Raw genomic sequence first — 26,979 nt, 5'->3', positions numbered from 1 at the left:
AAAATTAGATAAGTCTGCTACCCTATGCCCTGTATCCATTCACCACTATAAGCTCTTGAGATGTTACATTTACCCTCTCCAGTTTTAGCCGTTTTACGAGCCATAATTGGCTTTTTTACGCGCGGAAAATTTGTTCCTGACAATCCTATCGCCGAGTTCAACTTAGATTTATCTCAGCCGATTATTTACGTGATTCCAAGCAACTCCTTGGTCGATGTCTTAACTCTACAGTTAGCCTGTAAAGAGCTTGAGCTGCCCGATCCTTTTGAACCGGTGATGTTTGCTGGCGAAGCACATAAACGAGTGGCATTTTTGGTGGATAGCAAGGGCGAAACCTTAGAGCAAACCATTGAACAGTTTACTTCGGCATTAAGCATTCATCGCGCAGACGAGAGCCACAATGCGCAGTTGGTGCCAGTAAAACTATTTTGGGATCGCTATCCGGGGCGTGAAAGTGTAAATGACCTGATGGGTGGCAAGCCTGAACGTCCTGCCGGAGTATTAAAGAAAACCTGGCAACTGGTGTTTAAGGGACGTGAAAACTTGGTGCGTTTTAGTCCACCAGTTTCACTCAAAGACATGGCACAACGCCAAGGCTCAGACAAACGCATTGGTCATAAACTGGCGCGTGTGGCGCGAATTCACTTTAGCCGTATGCAAATGATCGCAACTGGCCCTAAGTTGCCTAACCGCCGCCATATGTTTGAGCAGCTACTGGCTTCGGCAACCATTCGTGAAGCAATTAATGAAGAAGCCAAGGCCAAGAACATCGATAAAGCTGCCGCTCGCCAAGCTGCCTTAAAATACCTAGAAGAAATTGCTGCTGATTTCTCTTACCGTAACTTGCGCATGGCTGATTCTGTACTCAGCTGGGTATGGAATAAAATCTATTCTGGCATTGAGGTAAACCATGCCGAAAAGGTACGTAAACTGGCCCAAGAAGGTCATGAGATTGTCTACGCACCTTGTCACCGCAGCCATATGGACTACTTGCTACTGTCTTATGTTTTATACCACCAAGGCATGGTACCACCGCATATTGCGGCAGGGGTAAATCTAAACTTTTGGCCTGCCGGTCCATTCTTCCGTCGCGCGGGTGCATTTTTCATTCGCCGTAGCTTTAAAGGCAACAAACTCTATTCCACGGTATTTAGAGAATACTTAGGACAATTGTTTAGCCGCGGCTATTCTGTGGAGTATTTTACCGAGGGCGGGCGCAGTCGCACCGGGCGATTATTGCCGCCTAAAACCGGCATGTTAGCCATGACCGTTCAAGCCATGCTCAAAGGCTTAGAGCGCCCTGTAACCATTGTTCCCGTGTACTTTGGCTACGAACACGTAATGGAAGTCGGCACTTACTACAAAGAACTCAAAGGCAAATCTAAAGATAAAGAATCGTTGTTTTCGCTGTTTGGCATGCTGCGTAAATTGCGTAACTTTGGTCACGGCTACGTAAACTTCGGAGAGCCAATTAACGTAAACCAAAGCCTAAACAAACTAGCACCAGAATGGCGAGAACACCCAGAAGAAGGCTTAAAACCCAATTGGCTGGTGCCGGCGGTTAACGATATCTCTAACCAATTAATGGAGAACATAAACAGCGCCGCAGCGGTGAATGGCTTGTGTTTAAGCGCCACTATTTTATTGGCCGCCGAGAACCGAGCTCTGCCACGCAAGCAACTGGTTAAGCAGATAAGTTTATACACATCTTTAATAGAAAATGTGCCTTATAGCGATCACGTTACGCTACCTGAGGTTGATGCGGAAACATTGTTAGATCAGGCAATTAGCCTCGACAAGTTTGAGACTCGCAGCGACTACCTTGGTGAGATTATTGGCCTAGATGAAAAACAGCAAGTGCTGCTTAATTTCTATCGCAATAACATTATCCACTTGCTGATTATTCCAGCCTTTATCGCCAGCGCCTTATTGCAGCATCGCAGCCTGTGTCGTAGCCAGCTAGTCACCTTACTTGAGCAGCTTTACCCACTGCTAAAGGGTGAATTATTCCTGCGTTATCAAGTCAGTGATATGAGCGACCTGGCCGATCGCTATTTAGAAGAATTTGCCGCGCTAAAACTGATTAGTGATGAAGGCGATTGCTTTAACATTGACAGCCAACGTCGCGGGCGTTTGTTGCTGCTATCGCAAGTTGCTCAAGAAAGTTTGCACCGCTACGCCATTGTGGCGGCTTTGCTGGCGAAGCGACCTCACCTAGAACGTGCTGAGTTAGAACAACAAGCTTTGGCCGGCGCGCAACGTTTAGCTCAATTGCACAATATCGACGCGCCGGAGTATTACGACAAACGAATTACCACCAACTTACTGTCACTAATGCGTGAACAAGGCTTAAACGATAGCCAATCGGCAGAGGGTTTATTTAAGCAACTCTCGCCATTGCTGGCCGATGGGGTTTACCAATCGATTAGTGAATTGTTAGATTTAGAAGCTTAAGTCGCACTAATAGCCAGCCATGCATAATGGCTGGCTATGCCTAAAAACACCGCCAAACCCACATAGTTGTTATTTAAGAAGGCTTGGAAACAAGCGTCTCTGTCACGATACCTAATCAATTTTTGCTGATAAACAAACAGCACCGCAGCTGCTAGCAAACCAAGATCAAAAATAACACCTAGTTGTTTCACGTGTCCTAAAAGCGCCAAGCACAACAAACTAGCTGCTTGCAATAAAGCCACAATAAGCTTGTCGAAACGACCAAACAAAATAGCAGTAGATTTGATGCCTACCTTTAAATCATCATCGCGATCTACCATGGCATACTTGGTATCGTAAGCCACCGTCCAACATACATTAGCCACTAACAGTAACCACGCCTCGGCAGGCACTGTGTTGGTTTGCGCCGCGTAAGCCATGGGAATGCACCAGCTAAAGGCCAAACCTAAAAATAGCTGTGGTAAATGGGTATAGCGCTTCATAAATGGATAGATTGCCGCCAATACCAAGGCTGCAAAAGACAATAAAATGGTAAAGGTGTTTTGGCTTAATACTAGCAAAAACGATAAAGCTACCAAGCCAAAAAACAAGGTAAGTGCTTCACGCTCGCTCACCACCCCTGTTGCCAATGGTCGCTGGGCGGTGCGTTTTACATGAGCATCTACCTTGCGGTCAGCGAAATCGTTAATCACACATCCAGCCGAGCGCATAAAAAACACGCCCAACACAAACACCAGTAAAATAGAGAAATCAGGGAGACCTTCGGCGGCTAGCCAAAGTGCCCATAATGCCGGCCACAGTAACAACAAGGTGCCAATGGGCTTGTCTGCACGCATTAACTGCCAGTAGGGTTTTGCGTTAGCTAACTGCAACACCGCTTTCTCCTTGATAGGCGATACAAGATGGCAAAAAGATCTCAGAAACCAACAATGGCGCCGAGGCTAATAAGAAACGTGAACGTCGTCCCCATAGGCACTGCTGGTCGGCAACATGTTGGTAAATAGCTGAGCCTTGGTCAATCTGGGCTAACTCTAGAGTTTGTCGTTGGCCTTTGTCGGTAAACAATAACTCACCCAGCGGCTTGTTAGCGAGACGGCTCACCTCGGCGGCATCGCCCTCTAAAGAACTTTTGGGTATGACACTGCGGGCAAATACCCAGGGCTCACCATCACAGCACAACAGCACTTCGCGCACCCAATAGGGCCCAGCACAGGCTAAGGTTTTAGATTCATGATCGGCAATCTCGGCGTAACCTTCAAACAACACTTGAATAGAAAATTGTTGGCAATGTTGGCGTAAGCGCGCGGTTAACGAGCCTGGGTATTCTAACCAGTCACGCAACACTGGCGCTGTCATGGATATTTGTTGTGGTAATTGCCACTTGCCATCGGCCCCGCAAGGCTGCTGTTGATTTGGTTTCACGCGATCACATTGCAAAGAATTAGAGTGGCATTATCCAGTAAACAGCGGTTTAAAGTAAACTCTACTTTGCGCGAATAGTTCGCTGATTTACCCTAGATTTGCCAGCATAATTGCTAGGGTTATTCTAAGAGACTAAGCCGCTTTGCTAACAAGTCTTGTATTATTTTCGGTCACCTGCTTGACCTAGTGCCCACTAACAGAAACAATAAAGCTAGGACTACCAAGGAAATACACCGCCGCATGAAATTTGTTCACAGCCTGCTGTTATGTTGCAGCTTATTCTTCTCCTCGTTGGCTTACAGCCAAGAAGCAGGAACCTCTAGTTATGCATATTTTGGCTTCGAACCCGATATCATCACTAACTACATTAGCACCGGCAAAAAGCTTGGTTACGTGCGCATTACTGCCGAAGTAATGGTAGAAAACCAAAGTGCCTTAAGCAGCATTGAGCACCACGCACCGCTAATTCGCGACGCGATTATTGAAATACTGGGTCACCAACGTGAAGAAGACATTAAGTCTTTAAAAGGCCGCGAAGAGATTCGCGTCTTATGCCAAGAAGCCGTTAACGATTTATTGGTACAAGAAACCGGTAAAAAACTCGTAAGCAAACTGCTGTTCACTAAGTACTTGTACCAATAACGCAATTCGATAGATAAAACCCAAAAAGCCCATCAATGATGGGCTTTTTGCTGATTAAGCGCTGCTTTTAGTTTGGCTGCTGTTTATCGAAAAACTTATCTAAAAGAGCCTGAGCACAACCAACAAATAGGCCAAATAAGTGGGCTAAGTTAGCAGTAGATGGACCTACTACATCCATAAAGCCAATCACTAGCCATACCAACATAAAGCCGACAATGGCCGGGCTAAGTTGCAAACCAGCCTGTGGGCGTAACCATCCGGTAAACCAGCAATAACCCAGTAAGGCGTACACCACTCCCGATAAACCGCCAAAGTATGGACCCGTTGCTAACAGCTGCGCCACATTAGGGATCACCGCAGCCACCAGCGTAATTAGCAACAGTTTTGAGCTACCCAGCTGGCGTTCAATCTCTCCCCCGAGCTGCCACCACCACAAGCCATTAAACACAATGTGGATCACCGAAAAGTGCAAAAAGATAGGGGTAATCACTCGCCAAAACTGATCTGAGGCTAACATGCTTAGCTGCGGTGGAATGGTGAGGTTGAGCATTAAATAACGCTCAAAACCAATGTTCATAAACAAATAAACCACTGCTGAAATTAGCAATACAGCTAAAGTAACCGGGCCGGCATGAGCAAAAAAAGCGCTTTTAACCAGACCTTTCCCCCCATAGGAGAACTTGGCTTTGCGGCTATCGGCCACAGTCCAAGAGGCAGCTAAGTACTTTTCATCATTGGGGTTTTCGATAAACTGCTTGAGCTCGTATTCAGCCTTCTCTAAGTGTTGCTCATCCATTAAGAAAACCGCCACGCCCTGATCAGCCGGTGCGAGTTGGCACTCAATCTTGAGCACTGCCATATAATCAACAAAAGCTTGGGCTACCCGAGGGTTGCCCATTACGATTAGTTGCTTCACTCAGCATCACCCGATTCAAAAGGAGCCACTTGGCGCCAGGCCTCAAAGCCACCCTGCAGGCTATACACCTCTTCAAAACCTTGATGAATCAAGTACTGTGCAGCTCCTTGACTAGAAATCCCGTGGTAGCACATAACGATAAGCGGAGTATCAAACTCAGTTTCAGAAATAAGCTGATTTAAACTGCCATCGCTTAAATGAAAGGCATTAATGGGGTGTGCTTGAGAAAAAGACTGAGGGTCACGCATATCTAGCAATACCGCTCCTTCCGAAGCGAGTTTTTGCTGAGCGCCATTTACATCAATTTGTTCGAACTGTTCCATCATCTTTTTCTTCGCTGTCATTTTTGTTTCACTTTAACTGGTTTAACGGCAAAGAAAAAGCCACAAACCATAAGGAAATGGCTAAGTGTAGAGATAAAAAAAGCAAGCCGAAGCTTGCTTAGATTGAGTATTGAAAGTGGCTTAAGCGCCGAGGTAGGCTTTACGTACATCCTCGTTAACCAAGAGGTTATCGCCAGTGTCTTCCAGCACAATACGGCCGTTTTCAAGCACGTAGCCACGATCGGCTAAACGCAATGCTTGGTTGGCATTTTGCTCTACCAAAAATACCGTCATGCCACGTTGGCGCAATTGCTCCACAATATCAAAAATCTGCTGAATGATAATCGGTGCTAAACCTAAAGAAGGCTCATCTAATAGCAGCAAACGGGGGTTACTCATTAAAGCGCGGCCAATGGCCAGCATTTGTTGCTCACCACCCGACATAGTACCGGCGCGCTGACTGACCCGCTCGAGCAAACGCGGGAATAAGCTATACACTTCTTCGATACGCTCTGCTGTCTGTTCTTTGGTCGCGAAAAAGGCGCCCATGTGCAGGTTTTCTTCTACGGTTAAGCGCGAAAAGATTCGACGTCCTTCAGGCACCACGGCAATATCGCCACGCATTATGTCGTGTGTTTGACTATTGGTAATGTCTTTACCGTCAAACAAAACTTGGCCACTGCTAGCACGCGGATCGCCACACAAGGTCATTAACAAGGTGGTTTTACCCGCACCATTGGCGCCAATTAAACTAACAATCTCGCCTTGGTCCACTTTTACACTTACATCGTGCAGAGCTTGAATTGGGCCGTAGTGGGTTGAAACATTTTTTAACTCTAACATTGTTATTTTCTACCTCAGCCTAAAACTCGCCCAAGTAGGCTTTAATCACCTCAGGGTTGTTGCGAATTTCTTCTGGTGTACCGTTGGCTAAAGGACAGCCTTGGTTAACCACGTAAATACGATCCGATATGCCCATCACCAACTTCATATCGTGCTCAATCAGCAAGACCGAGACATTTTCGTTGTCACGTAGGTCCATAATCAAGCGGTCTAGATCGTCGGTTTCCTTGGGGTTTAAACCAGCGGCTGGCTCATCAAGCATCAGAATTTCTGGACGCGTGACCATACAACGAGCAATTTCCAAACGGCGCTGCTGACCATAAGCCAAGTTACCGGCTTTGCGGTTGGCAAACTCTTTGAGATCAACCTTCTCAAGCCAATATTCAGCAAAGGCTAAGGCATCGGCCTCACTTTTCTTAAAGCTTGGCGTTTTTAACAAACCCGCTAGAAAGTTGGTATTTAGGTGGCGATGCTGCGCCACTAATAGGTTTTCTACCACGCTCATATCTTTAAACAAACGCACGTGTTGGAAGGTACGCACAACGCCTTTACGGGCAATTTGATGACCCGCTAAACCTTGCAGCGCTTCACCGCGATAAAGAATTTGCCCAGCGGTTGGTTTGTAAAAACCAGTTAAGCAGTTAAATACCGTGGTTTTACCTGCCCCATTTGGGCCAATAACCGATACCACTTCTTTTTCATTTAGCTTAAGGGCAACATTATTTACCGCCAATAAGCCACCAAAACGCATGGTAAGGCCATTTACATCTAATAAAGTACTCATGCCTTGGCCTCCTCTTTTAACTCAATATGAGGACGAGACATTGGCAATAGACCCTGTGGTCGCCAAACCATCATAAATACCATCATCAAACCAAACATCAACATGCGGTATTCGTTAAATTCACGCGCCATTTCTGGCAGCACAGTCATAATGATTGCTGCTAGTACTACACCAATTTGCGAGCCCATGCCGCCCAGCACCACAATGGCTAAAATAATTGCCGATTCAATAAAGGTGAAAGATTCGGGGCTAATAAAGCCTTGGCGAGCCGCAAAAAAGCTTCCGGCAAATCCAGCAAACGCAGCACCAATGGTAAAGGCACTCAGTTTAACCACGGTAGGATTCAAGCCTAACGAACGACAGGCAATTTCGTCCTCGCGTAGTGCTTCCCATGCACGGCCAATTGGCATTCTTAATAAACGGTTAATCACAATCACCGTTAGCACTACCAATAATAGAGCCATTAAATACAAGAAAATCACTTTGTATTGGGAGTTGTAACTAATGCCAAAAAAGTTGTGGAAGGTATCAAAACCCTCACCTTTCAAACGGCGGTTAAATTCCAAACCAAACAAGGTAGGTTTAGGAATACCGCTTATCCCATTTGGGCCACCGGTAAGATGAGTTAGGTTGTTCAGCATCAAACGGATAATTTCGCCAAAACCCAAGGTTACGATGGCAAGGTAGTCGCCGCGCAAGCGCAATACAGGGAATCCCAGCAAGAAACCAAATAAAGCGGCCATACCACCGGCAATAGGCAAGCAAATCCAAAAACCAAAACCATCGGCACTTAGCAGCGCATAGGTATAAGCACCTACCGCATAAAAACCTACGTAACCCAAATCGAGTAAGCCGGCAAGGCCAACTACCACGTTAAGGCCTAAACCTAACATCACGTAAATAAGCGTGAGTGTGGCTAAGTCTACCGAGCCTCGACTCACCATAAATGGCCAAATAATTGCGCCAGCTAGGGCAAAAGACACCACTAAACGATAAGCTTTTGGGTTTTGCTCTGGGCTAGGTAATTTAAACGAAAATCTACTTTTCGAACCATTCGAGGGTTTATTGCTAAAAAAGTAAGACCTAATAGCCTGACCAATAAAAACAAGAACAACCCCGCCAGGCAATAAAACTAATGATCGACCTTCAGCTAAGGCAAGCTGTAAACCATCACTACTTGGTTCCATACGTATACCTAGTAGCCACCCCCCCAAAAGTAAAAAAGTAAACGCAGAAATTAAACTGCCAGAAAAATTAAACTTCTTCATACTTTCTCAACCTCCGGCTTACCTAGCAAACCAGTCGGCATAAACAGCAATACAAAACACAGCAAGCCAAACGACACCACGTCTTTGTATTCAGTACTAAAGTAACCGGCGGTAATCGCTTCGGTTATACCTAACAACAAACCGCCTACCACTGCGCCAGGAATAGAACCAATACCGCCTAACACCGCTGCAGTAAAGGCTTTTAAGCCTGCCATAAAGCCAATGTAAGGATTAATTACCCCGTAATAAATGCCTAATAGCACACCCGCTACTGCCGCCAACGCAGCACCAATAACAAAGGTTAATGAAATCACTTTATTGGTATCGATACCCAATAAGTTAGCCATGCCGATATCTTCAGAACAGGCGCGACAGGCGCGGCCCATGCGTGAGTGGGTAATGAAGGTGGTTAGTGCAATCATGGTGACAAAGGTCACCACAAAAATAACCAGCTGCATGTAAGAAATCGTCAGGTTAAAGCCGTCTTCTGGGCCAAATGTCCAACCACCAGTAATTAAGCTGGGCATAGCAATGTCTCGGCTGCCCTGCGACAGTCGCACCAAGTTTTGCAAGAAAATAGACATACCAATGGCCGAAATGAGTGCAATTAGGCGGTTACCACCGCGCACTGGCCGATAGGCGATCTTTTCAATGGTCCAGCCATAGGCGCTGGTAATAATGATGCTTATTGCAAAGGCACCAAATAATAAAATAGGTAAGGAATCTAGGCCCATTAAGGCCAATGCAGCCAGCACGATAAAAGCCACGTAACTACCGATCATATACACTTCACCGTGAGCGAAGTTAATCATGCCGATAATGCCATACACCATAGTGTAACCAATGGCGATTAATGCGTAGGTGCTGCCAATGGTTAAACCATTAACCAGCTGCTGAAAAAAGTAGAAAAATTGCTCAGACATAACTGCCCCAATCTAGTGGCTAGAGCCACCAATACCAAACCAGTAAGTTGCTATTCAACATTGCGGCCCAAACCGCTGATAAACAAATTATCAATGCTGACTTATCAGGTTTGCTAAATGTAGAATCTTAAAAACAGAAACACCGACTAACTGCTAGTTAGTCGGTGTGATAGTTCGCGCTTACTTAGCGGCTGATGAAGAACCGTCAGCGTGCCAAGTGAATACACCAAAGTCGAAGCCTTTAAGGTCGCCTTTAGCGTCCCACTGAAGTGGGCCCATAACCGTTTCAACGGTGTTGCTACGTAGGAACTCAGCTACCGCTTCTGGATCATCACCGGCAGCATTTACGCCAGCAACAATACTTTGCATTGCAGCAAAGGCCGTCCATACGAACGGACCGGTAGGATCGTCGCCATTTTTAACTAAGGCATCTACAACAGGTTTGTTAGCTGGATCTAGGTCGTATTTCTTAGGAAGGGTTACTAATAAGCCTTCTGAAGCTGCACCAGCAATCGCAGAAATGTCTTTGTTACCCACACCTTCAGGGCCCATAAAGGTTGCTTTTAAGCCTTTTTCTGAAGACTGACGAAGAATAAGACCTAGCTCTGGGTGGTAACCACCGTAGTAAACAAAATCTACATTCTCTTTCTTCAACTTAGCAATCAGTGCTGAGAAATCTTTATCGCCGGCGGTTACACCTTCAAACGCCACTACTTTGGTACCAGCAGCTTCTAGCTCATTTTTCACAGATGTAGCAATACCTTCACCGTATTGTTGCTTATCGTGAATAACGGCTACGCGCTCTGGTTTAACAGCATCAACAATGTAACGCGCAGCAGTAGGACCTTGGTCGCTATCTAAACCAATGGTGCGGAAAATAAGTTGGTAATCACGAGTGGTGATGTCTGGGTTAGTTGAAGCAGGTGTAATCATCAATACACCTTCATCTTCATATACGTCTGAGGCTGGCTGAGTCGCACCTGAACAAAGGTGACCAATTACGTATTTAACACCGTCGTTAATGATTTTGTTGGCCACGGCCACGGCTTGTTTGGGCTCACAAGCATCATCATAAACCACTGCTTCAATTTGCTTGCCAGTTAATGCGCCAGCTTGGTTAAGCAGTTCTACAGCAATGCCGCCACCAGCAAATTGCATGTCACCGTATTGCGCTACTGGACCCGTTACTGGGCCAGCAATTGCCACTTTAATAGTGTCTGCCGCTTGTGCGAAAGTAGCAGCGCCGAATAGAGCTAGCGATACCGCTACCCCTGAAGCTGATTTTGTCCATTTAGTCATTGATAACTCCATGTTAGCTTTTTGTTATATTGAGTGTGTTTGCAGAAGTGCCGCATTAAACCATAATGCAGATTTCACCCCATTGGCTGTTGTTTTACCCTAAGTTTGCAGTGTTTCACAAGTCAGCCTAGGATTGCCGGCTCTATCACATAGGGTTTTAACAACTTATTTGTCTAGACAAAAAACAATACACCGATCACATACAGCAACTTATTCCACACAAGCAAAGTTTTAAGCTATAAAAAGATCTAAATCCGAAATTTAAGCCTTATTTATCTCAAATATGCTACAGCTCTGCTGAATAACTAAATTTTGATAAGGTTAAATTAATTTTTGCAGGATAAAAATAAAGCAATTTGTATAAATAGCATAAGATTTAGCTAGTATCACTGGTGGAGTTTTGAAGTTTTACGCTTTTACAGAGAATAAATATGCAGGCTGCTATACGCCAATTTAGCGCTCGGTAGAAACAGCATCGCTGCTGCTTCTGCCGTTTTTCTTAGGCTTCTAGATCTGCCGGGCTAGTGTTTAAGTGCAAGGTGCGAGTTGGGAAGGCAAACTCTGCGCCGTTAGCCGTTACAATCTCTACAATCTGATTTAAAACGTCTTGCTTCACTTCGTGATACTTCACCCAATTGGTAGTTTTAGTAAAGGTGTAAATAAAGAAGTCGAGTGAAGAAGCATTAAAGCTATCAAAGTTCACCATTAGGGTTTGGCTGGTATCAATTTCCGGGTGATTACGCAGCATATTTTCTACATCAGCCACCACCTTGCTCACCTTGTCTGCGTCGTCGTAACGTAAACCAATGGTTTCTTTAATTCGGCGATGACTCATGCGGCTCGGGTTTTCTACCGCAATGCTAGAAAAGATTGAGTTAGGCACATACAAAGGGCGTTTGTCGAAGGTGCGAATTTTGGTTACTCGCCAGCCTATGTTTTCAACCGTGCCTTCAATGCTGCGATCGGGGGAACGGATCCAATCGCCCACCTTAAAGGGCTTGTCAAAGTAGACTAACAGAGCGCCAAAGAAGTTTGCCAGTAAGTCTTTAGCAGCCATGCCAACAATAAGGCCGCCCATACCACCAAAGGCCAAAACCCCAGAAATACTAAAGCCAAGAGTTTGAAACACCGCCAGTAAAAATAGAATGATCACCGCAGCGCGGCATAACTTAGCCACAGCCTGTACAGTGGTTTTGTCTTTCCCCACCACGATCAGCTGCTCTTCGGCTCTGCGCACAAAGCGCATCGCCGCCCAAGCAACCATGAATACCACCATCACTTGGCGAATAATCGGAATATAAGGTTTAAAGTCAGAGTCTAAGGCATTCGCAAAAGCGACTGCAACTAAAGACAAACCCACCACCGCAATCATCCAGTTAATCGGTTTCCAAAGTGAAAACCAAATAGCGTCATCCCATACGGTTTTAGTTTTCTCGGTTAAGCGACTCATGCGTGAGGCCAAGATACGCCAAACTAAAAAGGCCACCAGCGTAATGCTTAACACGACAAATACATCAAATAACCAGTTAGACGTGGCTAGCTGAGCTTGCTCCTGCTCTAACCACTGGGCAAATTCTTCAAACATTAATCCATCTCTTTCTTTGGTAACTAGGGGCTGTTTATCTTTCGCGGTTAAATCTAGACAAGCTTAACTCAACACCTAGTTGCTGTGAGCAAAAATTTATCTAAGCCTTAAAAACAAAACGCGGCCTTAGCCGCGTTGTAAATTATAACTTGCTAGCCACTTAGGCAGCGATGCCAGAGTGACGTAATAAAGCATCAACTTTAGGCTCACGCCCCCTAAAGGCTTTAAACAATTCCATAGGTTCTTGCGAGCCACCTTTCTCAAGAATATTACTCAAGAAATGTAAACCGGTGTCTGGGTTAAAGATCCCTTCATCTTCAAATTTCGAGAAGGCATCGGCAGACAATACTTCGGCCCACTTGTAGCTGTAGTAACCGGCGCTGTAACCGCCAGCAAAAATATGGCTAAAGCTATTTTGGAAGCGATTAAAACTAGGTGGCTTAATCACCGACACTTGAGCACGAACTTCATTAAGCAGATCTAATACACTGCGGCCATTGGCTGGCTCGTGGTGCAAACGGAAATCAAACAGTGAAAACTCAAGCTGGCGAACCATGGTCATCGCCGATTGGAAGTTACGTGCTGCAAGCATTTTGTCTAACAAAGCTTGTGGCAGTGGCTCGCCAGTTTCGTAATGACCCGAGATAAACGCTAGCGCGTCACTTTGCCAGCACCAGTTTTCTAAAAACTGGCTAGGTAGCTCAACAGCGTCCCAAGCTACACCATTAATCCCCGATACCGCCGCTTCATCAACTTTGGTAAGCATGTGGTGAATGCCGTGGCCAAATTCATGGAACAAGGTAATCACTTCATCATGAGTAAATAGCGCTGGCTTGTCGCCCACGGGTTTATTGAAGTTACAGGTTAAATAAGCCACTGGCTTAATCAGCTCACCATTGGCATCCACTCGGCGATCTATGCAGCCGTCCATCCAAGCACCGCCACGTTTGTGTTCGCGAGCATATAAATCTAGGTAGAACGAACCGCGTAGCTCACCGCTTTGGTCGCTAATTTCAAAAAAGCGTACGTCAGAATGCCAAGTATCTACGTTTTGCTTTTCGCTTACCTCAACCTTAAATAGGCGTTTTACCACTTCAAACAAACCACCAAGTACCTTGTCTTCTGGGAAGTAAGGACGCAGCTCTTCATCAGAAATAGCGTAAGTATGTTGTTTTAGTTTCTCAGAGTAATAGGCCATGTCCCAAGCAGCTAGCTCAGAGACTTGGTGTTGTTCTTTGGCAAAGGCTTCTAGTTCGGCTAATTCGCGCTCAGCTTGTGGCTTAGAGCGCTCGGCTAGGTCATTTAAAAAGCCTAATACTTGAGATGGTGATTCCGCCATTTTAGTCGCTAGAGATTTGTCGGCGTAACTATCAAAACCGAGCAGCTTAGCTAATTCACTACGCAGCTCTAATTCTTCATCAATAATTGCGGTGTTATCAAACTTCTCTTCGGTACTGGCTTGCTCCGAAGCGCGAGTACTAAAGGCGCGGTACATTTCTTCGCGTAGCTCTCGCTTGTCGGCATAGGTCATCACTGGCAAGTAGCTTGGGAATTCTAAAGTCAGCAAGTAGCCATCAAGTTCTTTGGCTTCGGCAGCTTGTTTGGCTGCTGCCAAGGCAGACTCTGGTAAACCAGCAAGATCATTTACATCGGTAATTTGTTTTTGCCACGCTAAGGTAGCGTCTAATACGTTATTAGAGAACTGCGACGACAGCTCAGATAGGCGCTTAACTATCTCGCCATAGCGGCTTTGCTGCTCGGCCTCTAAGCCAATGCCCGATAATTCAAAATCACGCAGTGCATCGCTAATCGATTTTTGCTGAGCTAAGTTGTAACTGGCAAACGCATCACTCTCTGCCAGTTGCTTGTAAGCTTGATACAAGCCTTTGTGTTGGCCTACAAAAGTGCTGTATTCCGACAGCAAGGGTAAACAGGCTTCATAGGCTTCGCGCAATTCTTGGCTATTCACCACCGAATTACAGTGACTCACCGGTGACCATAGGCGACTAAGGCGATCGTTTACTTCATCCAAAGGCAGAATGAAGTTTTGCCAGCTTGGGCTTGAATGCTTAAGCACTTCGTCAATGGTGGTGCGGCATTCCTCAATCACTTGCTCTACAGCAGGCTGCACATGTTCAGGTTTAATTTTGCTAAACGGCGGTAATCCAGGTAAATCAAGTAAAGGGTTACTCATAGGGGATCCTTAAAGATTGAGAAATGTTAGGGTCAGTTGACCTTTCGCAGTTAAATTTTGTTCGAGATAAAATCGTTTTAGGCGCGGCTAGGAGTGTGTAGCCTAGTTATTCTAAGCAAAGACTCCTTAACAAAGCATAAAACGATTTTAGCCGAACCCTTCGGGCAACGTTTATGGTTTATTTCTACTGCGATATCGGCTTCTCATGTAGGCTAGCTACAAATCAAAACCTCTGGCTTGTTTAAATAATCCACAACAGCTGCAAAAATCAGCTCGAAAGATCAACTGACCCTAGCTACGAATAGCTTAATCTGGGGCTAAAATTTTGTAAATCAACCCACGTTTAGTGATTTGGGCAGTTTACATAGCCTTGAATTAGACTATGATTTCCTTAGGGATTATTTTGGTTTCTTGGTTTATCAATAACCTAGACCAACAGGACTCATCGATTAATGGACAATAATAACAATACTCCACGTGTTGAAAACTCAAGCCTGTGGCAAAAATTAGCCTTAAACAAAGGCACTAACAGCCTGTCATTGCGGATGCTGTCCTACATCCTTATCTGTTCTACCCTACTTGCGCTTATCATCACTCTCATCCAACTTCGTTACGACTACAAACAAGATGTTCAAGTTATCGAAGAAAGTATTGATCAAATTGAAGTGAGCTTTTTACAGCCAATTGCTGCCAGTTTATGGAACCTTGATGAAGAACAAGTAGAAGTGCAAATTGAAGGCATTATGAACCTGCCCAATATGCAATATGTGTTGGTGAAAGAGATCCTTGGTTCATCTGAAGTACCATTGCTCGCGCGCGGCCGCTCTGCCGACCGCTACGACTTATCCCAAGAATTTGAGCTTATCTATCAAGGTGAAATGGTAGGTAAACTGTTTGTAGCAGCCTCACTTGAACAGGTTTATGAGCGTTTGTGGCAAAAAGCCATGCTGATCTTAATCAGCCAAACCGTGAAAACCTTAGTGGTCTCTATTGGTATTTTGTTCATCATTTATTACGTGATTGTGCGCCACTTAAACACCATTGTGGAATACACTCGTAACCTTGATTTAGATAACTTAGGCGCGCCACTAAAAATTGAGACTGGCAATAAAACGCGTAACGATGAATTGGGAGAGCTGGTTAATACCCTTAATCAAATGACCAAGAAGATCGACCACGAGTTTGATCAAAAACTCAAGGCCACTGAACAGCTGGCACACGAGCGCGACTTCTCAGCCACGGTAATTAATGCCAGTAACGCGGTCATTGTTACTCTCGATAACCAGCTTAATGTTCTCACCGCAAATCCTGCTGGGGTAATGCTCACCGGTTTCCACCAAGAAGAATTAGAAGGTCAAAATTGGCTAAGCGTATTCATTGATAATGACATGCGCGAGAAAATTGAAGCCGACTTGCGCCAACTGCGGGTTATTCAAGACCAAGAATTAACCCTTACCGATCAAGCCAACAATCAATACACACTGCTGTGGACCTTTGTACCTTTTTACGAAGGTAACCATGTATCTCGAATGATTGCCTTTGGTTACGACGTAACTCCGCTTAAACGGGTTGAGAAAGAGATTAAAGAGCTCAACGACGAGCTAGAGCAAAAAGTACAATCTCGAACCGAGCGCCTAGAAGAAAGTAACCTGCAACTAGCCAGCGCCTTCGACAAGCTTAAAAACGCCCAACAATCGCTGGTTGAAGCCGAAAAAATGGCGTCGCTGGGTGGCTTAGTTGCCGGCGTTGCCCATGAAATTAATACGCCCATTGGCATCAGTGTAACCGCCGCCTCATACTTGCAAGAGCAAGGCAATCAGTTAGAGAAAAACATCGAGAGCGGAAAACTAAGCCGCAAGTTTATGGAAGAGTTGATCCAAAATCTCAACCAATCTACCGAGCTACTACTCAACAACTTACGCCGTGCATCCGATCTTATCAGCAGCTTTAAACAAGTGGCGGTAGATCAAAGCTCAGAGGCGTGTTACACCTTTAATCTCAACGAAAATGTTCATCAAGTGATTACTTCTCTTGGCCACAAAATTAGACGCTCGGGCTGTGAGATAGTGGTTGATTGTGATGACGACTTAGAGCTTTACAGCTTTCCGGGTAGCTTTACCCAAATCTATTCCAACTTAATTCTTAACTCGGTTAAACACGGCTTTGATGGCTGGGAAGGCGATAAACGCATCGACATTTCCATTCACCGAGAAGACGACCAACTGCATATCGACTACCGCGACTCGGGGCGTGGAGTAGATAGCAACATTGCCCAACGTATTTTTGACCCCTTTGTTACCTCAAAGCGTGGCCAAGGCGGCAGCGGTTTAGGCACCCACATTGTCTACAACCTAGTGGTTCAGCTGCTTAAAGGGCACATTGCTTTTGATAGCAAACCCGATGAAGGGGTGCACTTTTCTATCCGTTTGCCTTACCAAGCGCAAAAAGCTGATTAACATCTGTCTTTAGTACAGGCTATACTGCTGCAAGTTTTCGGCCCCTATTCGGAGTACCTTAATGAGAGAATTCGACTACCTATGCATCGGCGCAGGCAGTGGCGGTATCGCCTCGGCTAACCGTGCCTCAATGCACGGACAAAAAGTTGCCTTGGTTGAAGCGCGCCATGTTGGCGGCACTTGTGTAAACGTGGGTTGTGTACCCAAAAAAGCCATGTGGTTTGGCGCTCAGGTTGCTGAAGCCATTCACCGCTACGCCCCAGACTATGGCTTTGATGTTCAAGTAAACAAGTTTGATTGGTCTACCTTAGTGGCGAGCCGCGAAGCCTACATTAAGCGTATTCATGGCTCTTATGACCGTGTACTAGGCAACAATGGTGTAACCGTTATCAATGGCTTCGCCAAGTTTGTAGACGCCAACACTGTTGAAGTAAACGGCGAGCAAATCCGCGCAAAACACATCCTTATTGCCACCGGTGGCCGCCCAACGATACCTAATATTCCTGGCGCTGAGCTAGGCATAGATTCAGATGGCTTTTTTGCGCTTACCGAGCAACCCAAGCGCGTGTTGGTTTTAGGTGCTGGTTATATCGCCGTTGAGTTAGCAGGGGTATTACACTCTTTAGGTAGCGAAACTCACCTAGCCGTTCGCAAGCATGCGCCGCTGCGCAACTTTGACCCTATGCTAAGCGAAACCTTGGTAGAGATAATGGCCGAAGATGGCCCAACATTGCATACCAACAGCACGCCAAAAGCCATTGAAAAACAAGCTGATGGAAGCCTAGTGGTTAGCTTTGAAAACGGTAATAGCTTACAAGTAGACAGCGTAATTTGGGCTATTGGCCGCGAGCCCGCCAACGACAAAATTAACCTTGAAGGCATTGGTGTTGAAACCGATGAACGTGGTTACATTAAGGTTGATGAATACTCAAATACCAACGTTGCTGGCGTTTATGCGGTAGGTGACAACATCGGTAAAGTTGAATTGACCCCAGTTGCAGTAAAAGCTGGACGCTTATTGTCTGAGCGTTTATTCAATGGTCAAACTAAGGCGAAAATGGATTATGACTTAATCCCTACCGTAGTATTTAGCCACCCAGCCATTGGCACCATTGGCTTAACCGAGCCAGAAGCGATTGCTCAATACGGTGAAGATAAGGTGAAAGTGTATAACTCTAGCTTTGGCGCGATGTACACAGCAGTTACCCAACATCGCCAAGTGACCAAAATGAAACTAATTTGTGCCGGCGAAGACCAAAAAGTGGTTGGCCTGCACGGTATTGGTTTAGGCATGGATGAGATCTTACAAGGTTTTGGTGTAGCCATGAAAATGGGCGCAACTAAGGCTGATTTTGACGCTTGTGTGGCGATTCACCCCACTAGCGCAGAAGAGTTTGTAACACTTCGCTAGCCAATCTTAGGCTAAGCATAGCAATGCTTAGCCTATTTATACCCTTTAAGTTCTTCTATTCGCTTCCTCCGCTTCCTCCGCTTCCAAGCGCTCCACTTAAAACCCAGCAATTTAAAGCAATAAAATCAGCGCACTTGGCAATCAGCCAACTACACTGATTATATAGGCGAGTTTATTGTAAGGCTTTGAATACATGGACACTGTTTATCCAGTCGGAGAGCTGGGCTCTTTTCTTATAGCACTTACTGTGTTGTTTATCGGACGTATCATTTGTCACTACGTGGCAATACTCAAAAAGTACAACATCCCCGAGCCAATTGTTGGCGGCTTAGTGGTAGCCATTGTTATAACCGTACTAAAAATGCGCGGTATAGAGTTGAGTTTTGCACTGCCCTTGCAAGACACCTTAATGCTGATGTTCTTTGCCACCATTGGCCTTGCCGCCAACTACAAACTCCTGATAAAAGGCGGTAGAAAAGTTTTTGTATTTTTGGCAATAGCCTCGGTGTACATCGTGCTGCAAAACGGTTTAGGTGTGGTGCTAGCTACTTTGCTCGGGCTAGAACCGATGATGGGATTGTTTGCTGGTTCCATTACTCTCTCTGGAGGGCACGGAACAGGCGCGGCTTGGTCACAAATCTTTGCCGATGAGTACAATATTCAAACCTTAGAATTTGCCATGGCCGCAGCTACCTTTGGCTTGGTGATGGGCGGTATTATTGGCGGCCCGGTAGGCCAGCGTTTAATTAACAAAAAGAATCTAGAATCGCCGTTCTCCAAGGGCAAAAGTCACCATAAAACCCACCCTGACTTAATCACTTATAGTCGCAAAGAAGAAGATCTAGTTACCCCAACTTCGGTGATAGAAGTGCTATTTTTGCTGCTGGCGTGTGTAGTGATGGCCAAGGTAGCAAAAGGCTTAGAAACGGAGCTCGCACTCGCTTGGCTTAAAATGCCAGACTTTGTGTATGCTCTGTTCTTTGGCGTACTTATTGCCAATGTGAGTGAGTTTAGCGGCCGCTATGAGATTAATCATGAATGCGTAGACTTGCTCGGAACCCTGTCCCTTTCATTGTTTCTTTCAATGGCTTTAATGAGCTTACGACTTTGGGAAATTTTTGATTTGGCCTTACCGCTACTCATCATTTTACTCTGCCAAACCATTATGATTGCGCTGTTTGCTAGTTATGTCAGCTATCGCTTTATGGGTGGAGGTTATGACTCAGCAGTAATTGCCGGTGGCCATTGCGGCTTTGGCCTAGGAGCAACGCCCACTGCGGTTATGAACATGAGTGCGCTGGTGTCTCGTAATGGACCTTCACCACCAGCATTTATGGTGGTGCCTATTGTTGGCGCTTTCTTCATCGATATCGTGAATCTAATCGTGCTACAAACTTATATTAGCTTTTTAAGCTAAGAGATTAGCCAAGCAGATAATAAAAAGGAGCTCGATTGAGCTCCTTTTTTACTTGATGTTTATTAGCTTCTTTGGCGCCTAATCCAGGCTAAACCCGCTAATGACAACAACATAATAAGCAAGGTTTGCGGCTCTGCGACAGTGGCGTTAATCACTTGCATAGAAGTGCGTGCAAGCACTTCATCTTGCGGCCCAAAAGCAGTTAGGACAAAATCATAAATTCCTACTTCAGTGGAGATGAAATCGCTCGTGCCAAATTCCATATTCCATGAGTTTTGCGCCAAATTATATACACTTAACAAACTAGCGTAATTACCTGAATCAACTAAGCCATCGCCATTGGCAGTACTGTTATTTCCTAAGGCGTTATCAGAATTCGGTACATTAACTGGGTCAAAGCCCAAAAAGTTAGTACTAGCGCTAGGATCAAAATCGATTTCTAACAAATAAGAAAGGCTGTCTAAAGCTCCACCGCTGCCATCAAAGTTACTATTAATAGACCATTCAAAATTCCAAATAGCGGTAGCCAGCGAACCTGGTGCGGAGTCAAATCCAGTAGGTGGTGCGATGTTATCGAACTGGTAAGTACCGTCACCGTTACTATTAAAGATGTTCTGCGGGTTATTAAACTCGTCAAAACGAAGTTTCGCTCTTAGGCCTAACTCGATGCCATTTTGTCTATCAACGGTAAAGCCTCCGTTAGCATTACCACTACCAAATATCACATCACTCGTTACGTTTTGGTCATACATCACTGTAGCTATGGCCGATTGCGTTAGTAGCAAAAGACCTAAGCCAATACTAACCATGCTTGCTTTTATTATTCTCATTTAGCACTCCATGCGGTTTGTTAGATGTTCTTGTTACACCAGCTTCACATGCATAAATTGCTCCCACTAAAGGAACTAGATAGATTTCAGCAAGATAGACATGACGTCATTATTTATTTACAAATCAGACAGTTATATTTGTATAGATATTTGACAAACAACAGATAGATGCTTAGTGAGCTTGCTCACAATTTGAAGGTCAGCAAGCGACAAAAGCCGAGAAAAGATGATGAGCTTGATGATTTTTCTCAAACCGACAGTGTAAAAAAAACCGACAAGCACCCAGCGGGTAGCCAGGTGCTCACTAGCTAGTTACAGCTTAGCTAGGGTTTGTTTTATTGGGAACAATACATCGCAGCCCAATTGCATGGCGCGTTCTGGTGACCAACCAAAAGCTTCGTCTGGCATATCTGCATTGTCTTTAAATGGCATTTCTATGGTGTAAGACAGGGTTTTGAACTGCTCGCCTAACCACGCTGCGGCAATGGTTAAGTTCGCCTGCCCCGGTTCGTCTTTAGCGTAACCGTGGGTATCCTGAAAATCAGGAGAAATGGCCATAAACGCCTCTTTAAAGGTGTCCTCTAGCAGTTTGTGGCGCTCATCGTAAGACGGGATCCCTTCACATCCAGCCACGAAGTTATAGGGTAAGTCTTCATCGCCATGAATATCTAAAAATAAGTCACCGCCCAGCTCTAGCATTTTCTCTCTCACCAAAAACACTTCTGGGCTTCGCTCCATGCTGGGACTTTGCCACTCGCGGTTTAAGTTAGCGCCTACAGCATTGGTTCTTAAGTGGCCTCGTACTGAACCATCAGGGTTCATGTTGGGTACCACGTAAAATACAGTGTCTTCTAACAGTTTCATTGCCAGGGGATTATCTTGATCAAGCAGGTTGCCTAACAAGCCTTCAACAAACCATTCGGCCATGGTTTCTCCAGGGTGTTGGCGAGCAATAACCCAAACTTTATGTTTGGCTTTTTCGGCGTCACCAATAGTTAGCAGGCTCATGTCTCTGCCATCTAAGGTTTGCCCTAGAGTATTTAGATTTACCCGATAGTCCTGCTGCATGGTATGCAGTAAATCTTGATGACGCTCGTAGCTGTAGGGGGCGAAGTAAGCAAAGTAAACACTAGGCTGCTCGAGTAGCAAAGAGAAATGTAATTGCTCGCCATCAAACTCAGTATCAATCCTAAACCACTCTTCACGGTCGTAAGAGGCTACCACTTGATAACCTTGCCAGCCTTTCGCATAGGCAGATTGACCCGCATTGATCAGAGAAAAACGATATTGTTGCTCCAAGGGTCCTTCAAAACGAAAGTGAAACCATTGGAAAAATTCCGATTGATGGTCGTGTTTTATCTCTAGTTGAATATTTTGAGGATCATTAAGTTCTACAACACGAATATTGCCACTATCAAATTTATCGCTGATATACATACTTGCCCTCACAGCAAAGTTAATCGATTTCTAGGGGCAGTATAGCGCTTAATAAGCAACAAAAAAGGAGCATTAAGCTCCTCTTATTAACTCGGCCAGTTAATGGTCTATTCTTCACTCAATTCAACAATTCTAAAGTAACGAACATCTAAGTTTTTATCTAAGTTGATGGTGCTTTCCACAGTTAAGGACTCGCCTTGCTTTGGAGGTACTTCACCAAAGTCGATGGGGTGTTGGAACACCTGCTGACCTGTTTGATCAATTAGCGCCAGTGCCAAGGCCAGCTCAACGGGGCCCTCAGCCAATAACTGATAGCTAATCGCCATCTTTTTTCCCATATCGTCAGAGGCTTCAAAAAAAGCAGAGCGAATATTACTTTGGTCGGTGGCAATCAGCGTATTGAAGGCAAAGATACGTAGTTCTGGGTGGTTCTCTTTATTCAAATCAAAGTTGTTACGCCGTTCTATCAGCAAGGCTTCTTTAAGCTGGCGGTTTTGGTCTTCAACAATTTTGAGCTCGGCCAAGCTATCGTCATAATCATTTTTTACTTCATTGTAGGTGGGCAACACCGCCATTAAAGAAAATACTGCACTAAAGCTTACAATGCCTAAGCCAAGGCTAATCCAACGATAGCGCCGCAGGTGTTTATAGCCTTTTTTATAATGCTTGTGGCGCGCTTTATGATGCTCATAGCGCGCTTGCAAGCTGATACCGGAGCGATGACTCGCTGCAGCTTGCTGCTCTGTCGGCTGCAGGGCTTCTATTTCAATATCACTAGGTAGTTCACTGCTAGACATTATCTCTTCCCTAAGATTGTCCTTTGGTACTGTTAACCATAAGAAAACAGCACTTGAATGAATCGATGCTAAAACCATAGCAGCAAGTTGCACAGAATACTGAAAGATTTCCCTATCTGCTTAATTAATGTACTGATATTGAGCTATACGAACTAATAGTTCGATCACAAAGCGCTACACTTTAACAATTTAGCAAGTACAATGAGCGCCAATTACGCAGTTGAGGTGGGATAAAATGGCTATTCAATGGTATCCAGGGCACATGCACAAGGCCCAAAAACAAATTAAAGAAGTGATGCCTAAAATCGATTTAATCATCGAAGTATTGGATGCGCGTATTCCCTACAGCAGTGAAAACCCAATGGTTGCGAGCCTACGTGGCGACAAACCTTGTATAAAGGTATTGAATAAAAGCGACTTAGCCGACCCCAAAACAACCGCCCTGTGGCAAGAGTATTTTGAACAGGAGCAAGGCGTAAAAGCGATTCCTCTTTGTACCATTCAAGGTAACCAAAACCAAGACCTACTTAAGCTGTGCCGTAGTATGTTGCCTAACAAAGGCGGCGTAGATAAACCTATTCACACCATGATTTGTGGTATTCCTAATGTGGGTAAATCTACCTTAATTAATGCATTAGCCGGTCGCCAAATCGCGAAAACGGGTAACGAGCCGGCGGTGACTAAGGCCCAACAGCGGATCCGCCTAGAAGGCAATATTATCCTCTCAGATACGCCTGGTATTTTGTGGCCAAAGTTCGACAACGTAGCCAGTGGCTACCGCTTAGCCGCCACCGGTGCAGTCAAAGACACCGCCATGGAATACGATGACGTAGCCGCCTTTGCTTGTGAATACTTACTACAAGCCTACCCAGAGCAGCTTAAAGCGCGATATAAACTCGAAGAACTGCCAGAATCTGAAGTGGTATTGATGGAAGAAATTGGCCGTAAGCGCGGCTGCTTAGTGCGCGGCGGACAAGTCGATTACGTTAAAGCAGCTACCATTATTCTTAATGAATTACGTGACGCTACCATTGGGCGCATCACCTTAGAAACACCAGAAATGGTAGCGGTAGAAAAAGTAGAAACCGCTAAAATTGTGGCCGAAAAGGAAGAGCGCAAAAAGATGGTGGAAGAGTTACAAAAAGCCAAAAAGCGCCAACGCCGCAGAAAAAACAGTTAGCCACAACAGCGACTATCATTGTGCAGTACAAACAAAAACACCACGCAATGCGTGGTGTTTTTTTAATGAAAACTGTCGCTTACTTAATCATATAAGCGATAGCGGCTTTAATTTCGTCTTCGCTACAATCACCACAAGTACCTTTTGCTGGCATTGCGTTAAAGCCCTTCCAAGCATGGTCAAACATTGTTTGATCACCTTGAGCAATACGTGGTGCCCACGCTGCACTGTCACCTTTCTTCGGTGCGCCTGCTGCGCCAGTACTGTGACAGGCAGTACAGAAAGTGTTATATACCGCGTCGCCAGCACGAGGACCGCTTGAAGCAGCAGGTGCTTTGGCAACTTCTAACTCGCCATCAAGATAAACTTCACCCACTGGCTTAATACGCTCGGCAATCGCCTCATCAGACATATCAGCCGCAAAAGCATTCGGCACAATTGTTAAGCAAATAGATAGTACCAGTGTTTTCCAGTTCAAAAGCTTCACCCTTATCTCTCCTCATCGTGCCTACTGACCGCAGTATTAGGCATCCTTGTCATTATTGGCAAAATTATACCCGCTATTACCTTGAGGTTAAACCATTGTAAAAACGAATATTAGCCAGATGTGTCCGAGTTGTTAGCTAAACGAGTTTAAAGCGGCTTAAGCTTGCTTGTTTAGCTTTGTACCCACTAACTGGGATTTTTTAGTATGTCACGCCACGGTAGTTGTGGGTCACCCAAAGAGATAAAATTAGGGTTTTCTAAAGATTCCCTCAGGTTGTAAGTTAAGTCGCGCAAATGCAAATCTAACAAGGTTCCGCCTGCTTCTTGCAAAATAATCTGCGGAGCACCAGTATCCCATTCGCCGGTTGGCCCTACCCTGATATAACAATCCGCAGCCCCTTCTGCCACCATACAACTTTTTAAGCTAGCACTGCCTAAAGGATACAGCTTGTAATGATAGTTACAGTTTAAGATTGCTTGCAGCAAAGCTGGACGTTGAACGCGACTAGTGGCGACTCGAATATGTTCTGGCTTATCGGGGTAATGGCGACTCTTAATCAAGGTACGAGTACCGTTTTGCTCTTTAAAGGCGCCGTGGCCTTTTACTGCTGCATACAAGATTTGTACAATGGGCCCATACACTACGCCAAGCACTGGTTGGTTATTTTGAACCAAGGCAATCTCGGTAGCAAAGTCACCGCTACCAGAAACAAATTCTTGCGTACCATCAAGCGGGTCAACCAACCAATAACACTGCCAAGCTTCTCTTTCCGCTAAGCTAATATCGGCTTGTTCTTCAGATAAAATAGGGATCTCTGGGGTAAGCTTGCTTAGTGCGTCCATAATGTAATGATGCGCAGCATAATCCGCCGAGGTTACCGGCGTAGCATCATCTTTTACTTCGCTAACAAAATCACCTTCTTCATAGATTTTACGAATAATTTCGCCAGCACCACGAGCAATTTCAATCACCTCTGACAACACACTAGCAGGGTCTATCATCCTATATACTTCTCACCTTGTTCTGCTTTAACCATTTCTCAAGGAGCAACAATGACGCAACACTACGCGCTTCTGAAAAGGCCGGATTTGCGTACAAATTATCTATCTCATCAAGTGGTAGCTTTATCACTTCTAAGGGCTCAGGCTCATCGCCTTCTAACACACTGGGTTGCAAACCCTGCGCTACATACACCGACATATGACTAGAGAAATATCCCGGTGCTACCGATAACTCGGTGAGTAGTTGCAAATCTTGTGCTTTAAATCCCACTTCTTCTTGTAATTCGCGGTTGGCGGCATCAATAGCAGCTTCACCACGATCGACCAATCCTTTAACAAAGCCTAGTTCATAACGCTCTGTTCCGGCGGCATATTCACTAATAAGCAGCAGTTCATTTTGTTCGGTAATCGGTAATACCATTACCGCACCCTGACCTGATCCTACTAAGCGTTCATAAATCCGTCGTTCGCCGTTGCTAAACTCGAGGTGTAATTCTTCAATCTTGAAGAAGCGACTTTCGGCAGCAATGGCGCTGTCTAATAATCGAGGCGGATGATGCTTGCTCATCTATCTTCCTGCTATCATTAACTTAATGTCATTGTTACATTGCTGTTAGAAGCACTCAAGGATTAGCGACTAAGAATGTTTGACTGGACTAAAATCGATACCGTTTTATTAGATATGGATGGCACTTTATTAGATCTGCATTACGATAATTACTTCTGGATGCACTATCTACCCATCTCCTTTGCCCACCAAAATAAGCTGAGTTTAGCTGAAGCACGCGAGCGTTTGTTCGCCGACTACGAAACCGTGTCTGGCACGCTAGATTGGTATTGCTTCGACTATTGGAGCAATAAAACCAATATTGATATTCGAAACTTAAAAACAGAAGTTGAGCACAAGATTCAGTGGCGAGACGACGTAAAACCCTTTTTAGAAGCGCTCGCTACAGCGGGAAAAAAGCGGGTATTGCTGACCAACTGTCATCCCGACGGGCTCACTACCAAGATTAAAGTGACCGGCCTAGATCAATATCTTGATACTTTGTTTAGCTCCCACCAATTTGGTTACCCCAAAGAAGATCCAAAGCTTTGGGAAGCCTTAATAGAGCACCATCCCTTTGACCCAGAGCGTACTTTGTTTATTGACGACAACGAAACTGTGCTCGATCAAGCCAATAAGTTTGGCATTAAGTATCTATTAGGGATCAATAACCCAGACTCAAAACAGGCCAGTAAAGTGTTTAGCCACTTCCCGTCTATTGATGACTACCATCATTTCACTAAAGAGTTGCTAGGCTAAAAAA

Annotated in this window: 24 protein-coding genes; 7 read left to right on the top strand and 17 right to left on the bottom strand. The window is 45.1% G+C overall.

Annotated features, from left to right (window positions below; translation table 11 throughout):
- Positions 1-60: 60 nt before the first annotated feature.
- The gene (plsB, locus tag G6R11_RS15675) at positions 61-2,454 is read left to right on the top strand and encodes a glycerol-3-phosphate 1-O-acyltransferase PlsB (protein ID WP_163134008.1); all 2,394 of its coding nucleotides are present in this window, start codon (positions 61-63) and stop codon (positions 2,452-2,454) included.
- On the opposite strand, the gene ubiA is transcribed toward plsB, so the two are convergent.
- On the bottom strand, positions 2,451-3,326 hold the full coding sequence (gene ubiA, locus G6R11_RS15670) for a 4-hydroxybenzoate octaprenyltransferase (protein ID WP_163134073.1): 876 nt from the start codon (positions 3,324-3,326) through the stop codon (positions 2,451-2,453). The two genes, plsB and ubiA, sit on opposite strands and share 4 nt — an antisense overlap.
- Positions 3,313-3,876, bottom strand: a complete 564-nt coding sequence (locus G6R11_RS15665; protein WP_163134007.1) for a chorismate lyase — start codon at positions 3,874-3,876, stop codon at positions 3,313-3,315. Before G6R11_RS15665 ends, ubiA begins: the two co-directional genes overlap by 14 nt.
- 240 nt (positions 3,877-4,116) lie before the next feature.
- On the opposite strand from G6R11_RS15665, the gene G6R11_RS15660 reads away from it, so the two are divergent.
- Positions 4,117-4,518: a flagellar basal body-associated protein FliL gene (locus G6R11_RS15660; protein ID WP_205472865.1), complete on the top strand. Its 402-nt coding sequence runs from the start codon at positions 4,117-4,119 to the stop codon at positions 4,516-4,518.
- 67 nt (positions 4,519-4,585) lie between these two features.
- Here G6R11_RS15660 and glpG read toward each other — a convergent pair whose 3' ends face one another.
- The 9 genes from glpG to prlC form a co-directional block, all read right to left on the bottom strand.
- On the bottom strand, positions 4,586-5,434 hold the full coding sequence (gene glpG / locus G6R11_RS15655; RefSeq protein ID WP_163134006.1) for a rhomboid family intramembrane serine protease GlpG: 849 nt from the start codon (positions 5,432-5,434) through the stop codon (positions 4,586-4,588).
- Positions 5,431-5,757: a thiosulfate sulfurtransferase GlpE gene (gene glpE, locus G6R11_RS15650; RefSeq protein WP_163134071.1), complete on the bottom strand. Its 327-nt coding sequence runs from the start codon at positions 5,755-5,757 to the stop codon at positions 5,431-5,433. Before glpE ends, glpG begins: the two co-directional genes overlap by 4 nt.
- A 141-nt stretch (positions 5,758-5,898) precedes the next feature.
- The gene (locus tag G6R11_RS15645) at positions 5,899-6,600 is read right to left on the bottom strand and encodes an ATP-binding cassette domain-containing protein (protein WP_163134005.1); all 702 of its coding nucleotides are present in this window, start codon (positions 6,598-6,600) and stop codon (positions 5,899-5,901) included.
- Between the two features lie 19 nt (positions 6,601-6,619).
- Positions 6,620-7,384, bottom strand: a complete 765-nt coding sequence (gene livG / locus G6R11_RS15640; RefSeq protein WP_163134004.1) for a high-affinity branched-chain amino acid ABC transporter ATP-binding protein LivG — start codon at positions 7,382-7,384, stop codon at positions 6,620-6,622.
- A complete protein-coding gene (locus G6R11_RS15635) occupies positions 7,381-8,652 on the bottom strand; it encodes a high-affinity branched-chain amino acid ABC transporter permease LivM (protein WP_163134003.1) in 1,272 nt (423 codons plus the stop codon). The genes livG and G6R11_RS15635 overlap by 4 nt, the downstream gene beginning before the upstream one ends.
- Positions 8,649-9,575: a high-affinity branched-chain amino acid ABC transporter permease LivH gene (gene livH / locus G6R11_RS15630; RefSeq protein WP_016399757.1), complete on the bottom strand. Its 927-nt coding sequence runs from the start codon at positions 9,573-9,575 to the stop codon at positions 8,649-8,651. Before livH ends, G6R11_RS15635 begins: the two co-directional genes overlap by 4 nt.
- Before the next feature lie 180 nt (positions 9,576-9,755).
- Positions 9,756-10,874, bottom strand: coding sequence for a branched-chain amino acid ABC transporter substrate-binding protein (locus tag G6R11_RS15625; protein WP_163134002.1), 1,119 nt, complete (start codon positions 10,872-10,874; stop codon positions 9,756-9,758).
- A gap of 499 nt (positions 10,875-11,373) precedes the next feature.
- Positions 11,374-12,459, bottom strand: a complete 1,086-nt coding sequence (locus tag G6R11_RS15620) for a mechanosensitive ion channel family protein (protein WP_163134001.1) — start codon at positions 12,457-12,459, stop codon at positions 11,374-11,376.
- 160 nt (positions 12,460-12,619) lie between these two features.
- Entirely contained in the window at positions 12,620-14,653 is a 2,034-nt protein-coding gene (gene prlC / locus G6R11_RS15615; protein ID WP_163134000.1) for an oligopeptidase A, read from the bottom strand.
- 452 nt (positions 14,654-15,105) lie between these two features.
- Between prlC and G6R11_RS15610 the strand changes: the two genes are divergently transcribed.
- The 3 genes from G6R11_RS15610 (at position 15,106) to gltS (ending at position 19,937) form a co-directional block, all read left to right on the top strand.
- Complete coding sequence (locus tag G6R11_RS15610) at positions 15,106-17,109, top strand: ATP-binding protein (protein ID WP_163133999.1); 2,004 nt, start codon at positions 15,106-15,108, stop codon at positions 17,107-17,109.
- 61 nt (positions 17,110-17,170) lie between these two features.
- Complete coding sequence (gene gorA, locus G6R11_RS15605) at positions 17,171-18,520, top strand: glutathione-disulfide reductase (protein WP_163133998.1); 1,350 nt, start codon at positions 17,171-17,173, stop codon at positions 18,518-18,520.
- Positions 18,521-18,713: 193 nt separating this feature from the next.
- The gene (gene gltS, locus G6R11_RS15600; RefSeq protein ID WP_163133997.1) at positions 18,714-19,937 is read left to right on the top strand and encodes a sodium/glutamate symporter; all 1,224 of its coding nucleotides are present in this window, start codon (positions 18,714-18,716) and stop codon (positions 19,935-19,937) included.
- 62 nt (positions 19,938-19,999) lie between these two features.
- On the opposite strand, the gene G6R11_RS15595 is transcribed toward gltS, so the two are convergent.
- The 3 genes from G6R11_RS15595 to G6R11_RS15585 form a co-directional block, all read right to left on the bottom strand.
- The gene (locus G6R11_RS15595) at positions 20,000-20,767 is read right to left on the bottom strand and encodes a PEP-CTERM sorting domain-containing protein (protein ID WP_163133996.1); all 768 of its coding nucleotides are present in this window, start codon (positions 20,765-20,767) and stop codon (positions 20,000-20,002) included.
- 312 nt (positions 20,768-21,079) lie between these two features.
- Complete coding sequence (locus G6R11_RS15590) at positions 21,080-22,204, bottom strand: M14-type cytosolic carboxypeptidase (protein WP_163133995.1); 1,125 nt, start codon at positions 22,202-22,204, stop codon at positions 21,080-21,082.
- A gap of 107 nt (positions 22,205-22,311) precedes the next feature.
- Positions 22,312-23,001, bottom strand: a complete 690-nt coding sequence (locus tag G6R11_RS15585) for a hypothetical protein (protein ID WP_163133994.1) — start codon at positions 22,999-23,001, stop codon at positions 22,312-22,314.
- 235 nt (positions 23,002-23,236) lie between these two features.
- Here G6R11_RS15585 and ylqF point away from each other — a divergent pair, with 235 nt between their 5' ends.
- A complete protein-coding gene (ylqF, locus tag G6R11_RS15580) occupies positions 23,237-24,181 on the top strand; it encodes a ribosome biogenesis GTPase YlqF (protein WP_163133993.1) in 945 nt (314 codons plus the stop codon).
- Between the two features lie 79 nt (positions 24,182-24,260).
- On the opposite strand, the gene G6R11_RS15575 is transcribed toward ylqF, so the two are convergent.
- From G6R11_RS15575 to nudE, 3 genes are all read right to left on the bottom strand, one after another.
- Complete coding sequence (locus G6R11_RS15575) at positions 24,261-24,668, bottom strand: cytochrome c5 family protein (protein WP_163133992.1); 408 nt, start codon at positions 24,666-24,668, stop codon at positions 24,261-24,263.
- Between the two features lie 185 nt (positions 24,669-24,853).
- Complete coding sequence (cysQ, locus tag G6R11_RS15570; protein WP_370525669.1) at positions 24,854-25,669, bottom strand: 3'(2'),5'-bisphosphate nucleotidase CysQ; 816 nt, start codon at positions 25,667-25,669, stop codon at positions 24,854-24,856.
- A gap of 1 nt (position 25,670) precedes the next feature.
- Positions 25,671-26,237 (bottom strand): ADP compounds hydrolase NudE, encoded by a 567-nt coding sequence (gene nudE / locus G6R11_RS15565; protein ID WP_016399771.1) that lies wholly within the window; start codon positions 26,235-26,237, stop codon positions 25,671-25,673.
- Positions 26,238-26,312: 75 nt separating this feature from the next.
- Between nudE and yrfG the strand changes: the two genes are divergently transcribed.
- Positions 26,313-26,975 carry a GMP/IMP nucleotidase gene (gene yrfG, locus G6R11_RS15560; protein WP_163133991.1) on the top strand — a complete coding sequence of 221 codons (663 nt, stop codon included), beginning with the start codon at positions 26,313-26,315 and terminating at the stop codon, positions 26,973-26,975.
- Positions 26,976-26,979: the final 4 nt, after the last annotated feature.

Source organism: Agarivorans sp. Alg241-V36 (assembly GCF_900537085.1).
Lineage (GTDB): Bacteria > Pseudomonadota > Gammaproteobacteria > Enterobacterales > Celerinatantimonadaceae > Agarivorans.
This window is presented reverse-complemented; position numbering and strand designations above follow the sequence as displayed.

What these genes read in the sequence shown, in the direction of transcription:
- G6R11_RS15635 (WP_163134003.1), bottom strand. Translation starts at nt 8,652, where the DNA reads ATGAAGAAGTTTAATTTTTCTGGCAGTTTAATTTCTGCGTTTACTTTT.
- glpE (WP_163134071.1), bottom strand. Translation starts at nt 5,757, where the DNA reads ATGGAACAGTTCGAACAAATTGATGTAAATGGCGCTCAGCAAAAACTC.
- G6R11_RS15660 (WP_205472865.1), top strand. Translation starts at nt 4,117, where the DNA reads ATGAAATTTGTTCACAGCCTGCTGTTATGTTGCAGCTTATTCTTCTCC.
- G6R11_RS15585 (WP_163133994.1), bottom strand. Translation starts at nt 23,001, where the DNA reads ATGTCTAGCAGTGAACTACCTAGTGATATTGAAATAGAAGCCCTGCAG.
- gltS (WP_163133997.1), top strand. Translation starts at nt 18,714, where the DNA reads ATGGACACTGTTTATCCAGTCGGAGAGCTGGGCTCTTTTCTTATAGCA.
- G6R11_RS15590 (WP_163133995.1), bottom strand. Translation starts at nt 22,204, where the DNA reads ATGTATATCAGCGATAAATTTGATAGTGGCAATATTCGTGTTGTAGAA.
- cysQ (WP_370525669.1), bottom strand. Translation starts at nt 25,669, where the DNA reads ATGATAGACCCTGCTAGTGTGTTGTCAGAGGTGATTGAAATTGCTCGT.
- ylqF (WP_163133993.1), top strand. Translation starts at nt 23,237, where the DNA reads ATGGCTATTCAATGGTATCCAGGGCACATGCACAAGGCCCAAAAACAA.
- gorA (WP_163133998.1), top strand. Translation starts at nt 17,171, where the DNA reads ATGAGAGAATTCGACTACCTATGCATCGGCGCAGGCAGTGGCGGTATC.
- prlC (WP_163134000.1), bottom strand. Translation starts at nt 14,653, where the DNA reads ATGAGTAACCCTTTACTTGATTTACCTGGATTACCGCCGTTTAGCAAA.
- G6R11_RS15645 (WP_163134005.1), bottom strand. Translation starts at nt 6,600, where the DNA reads ATGTTAGAGTTAAAAAATGTTTCAACCCACTACGGCCCAATTCAAGCT.
- G6R11_RS15610 (WP_163133999.1), top strand. Translation starts at nt 15,106, where the DNA reads ATGGACAATAATAACAATACTCCACGTGTTGAAAACTCAAGCCTGTGG.
- livG (WP_163134004.1), bottom strand. Translation starts at nt 7,384, where the DNA reads ATGAGTACTTTATTAGATGTAAATGGCCTTACCATGCGTTTTGGTGGC.
- G6R11_RS15620 (WP_163134001.1), bottom strand. Translation starts at nt 12,459, where the DNA reads ATGTTTGAAGAATTTGCCCAGTGGTTAGAGCAGGAGCAAGCTCAGCTA.
- plsB (WP_163134008.1), top strand. Translation starts at nt 61, where the DNA reads ATGTTACATTTACCCTCTCCAGTTTTAGCCGTTTTACGAGCCATAATT.
- G6R11_RS15595 (WP_163133996.1), bottom strand. Translation starts at nt 20,767, where the DNA reads ATGAGAATAATAAAAGCAAGCATGGTTAGTATTGGCTTAGGTCTTTTG.
- yrfG (WP_163133991.1), top strand. Translation starts at nt 26,313, where the DNA reads ATGTTTGACTGGACTAAAATCGATACCGTTTTATTAGATATGGATGGC.
- G6R11_RS15625 (WP_163134002.1), bottom strand. Translation starts at nt 10,874, where the DNA reads ATGACTAAATGGACAAAATCAGCTTCAGGGGTAGCGGTATCGCTAGCT.
- nudE (WP_016399771.1), bottom strand. Translation starts at nt 26,237, where the DNA reads ATGAGCAAGCATCATCCGCCTCGATTATTAGACAGCGCCATTGCTGCC.
- livH (WP_016399757.1), bottom strand. Translation starts at nt 9,575, where the DNA reads ATGTCTGAGCAATTTTTCTACTTTTTTCAGCAGCTGGTTAATGGTTTA.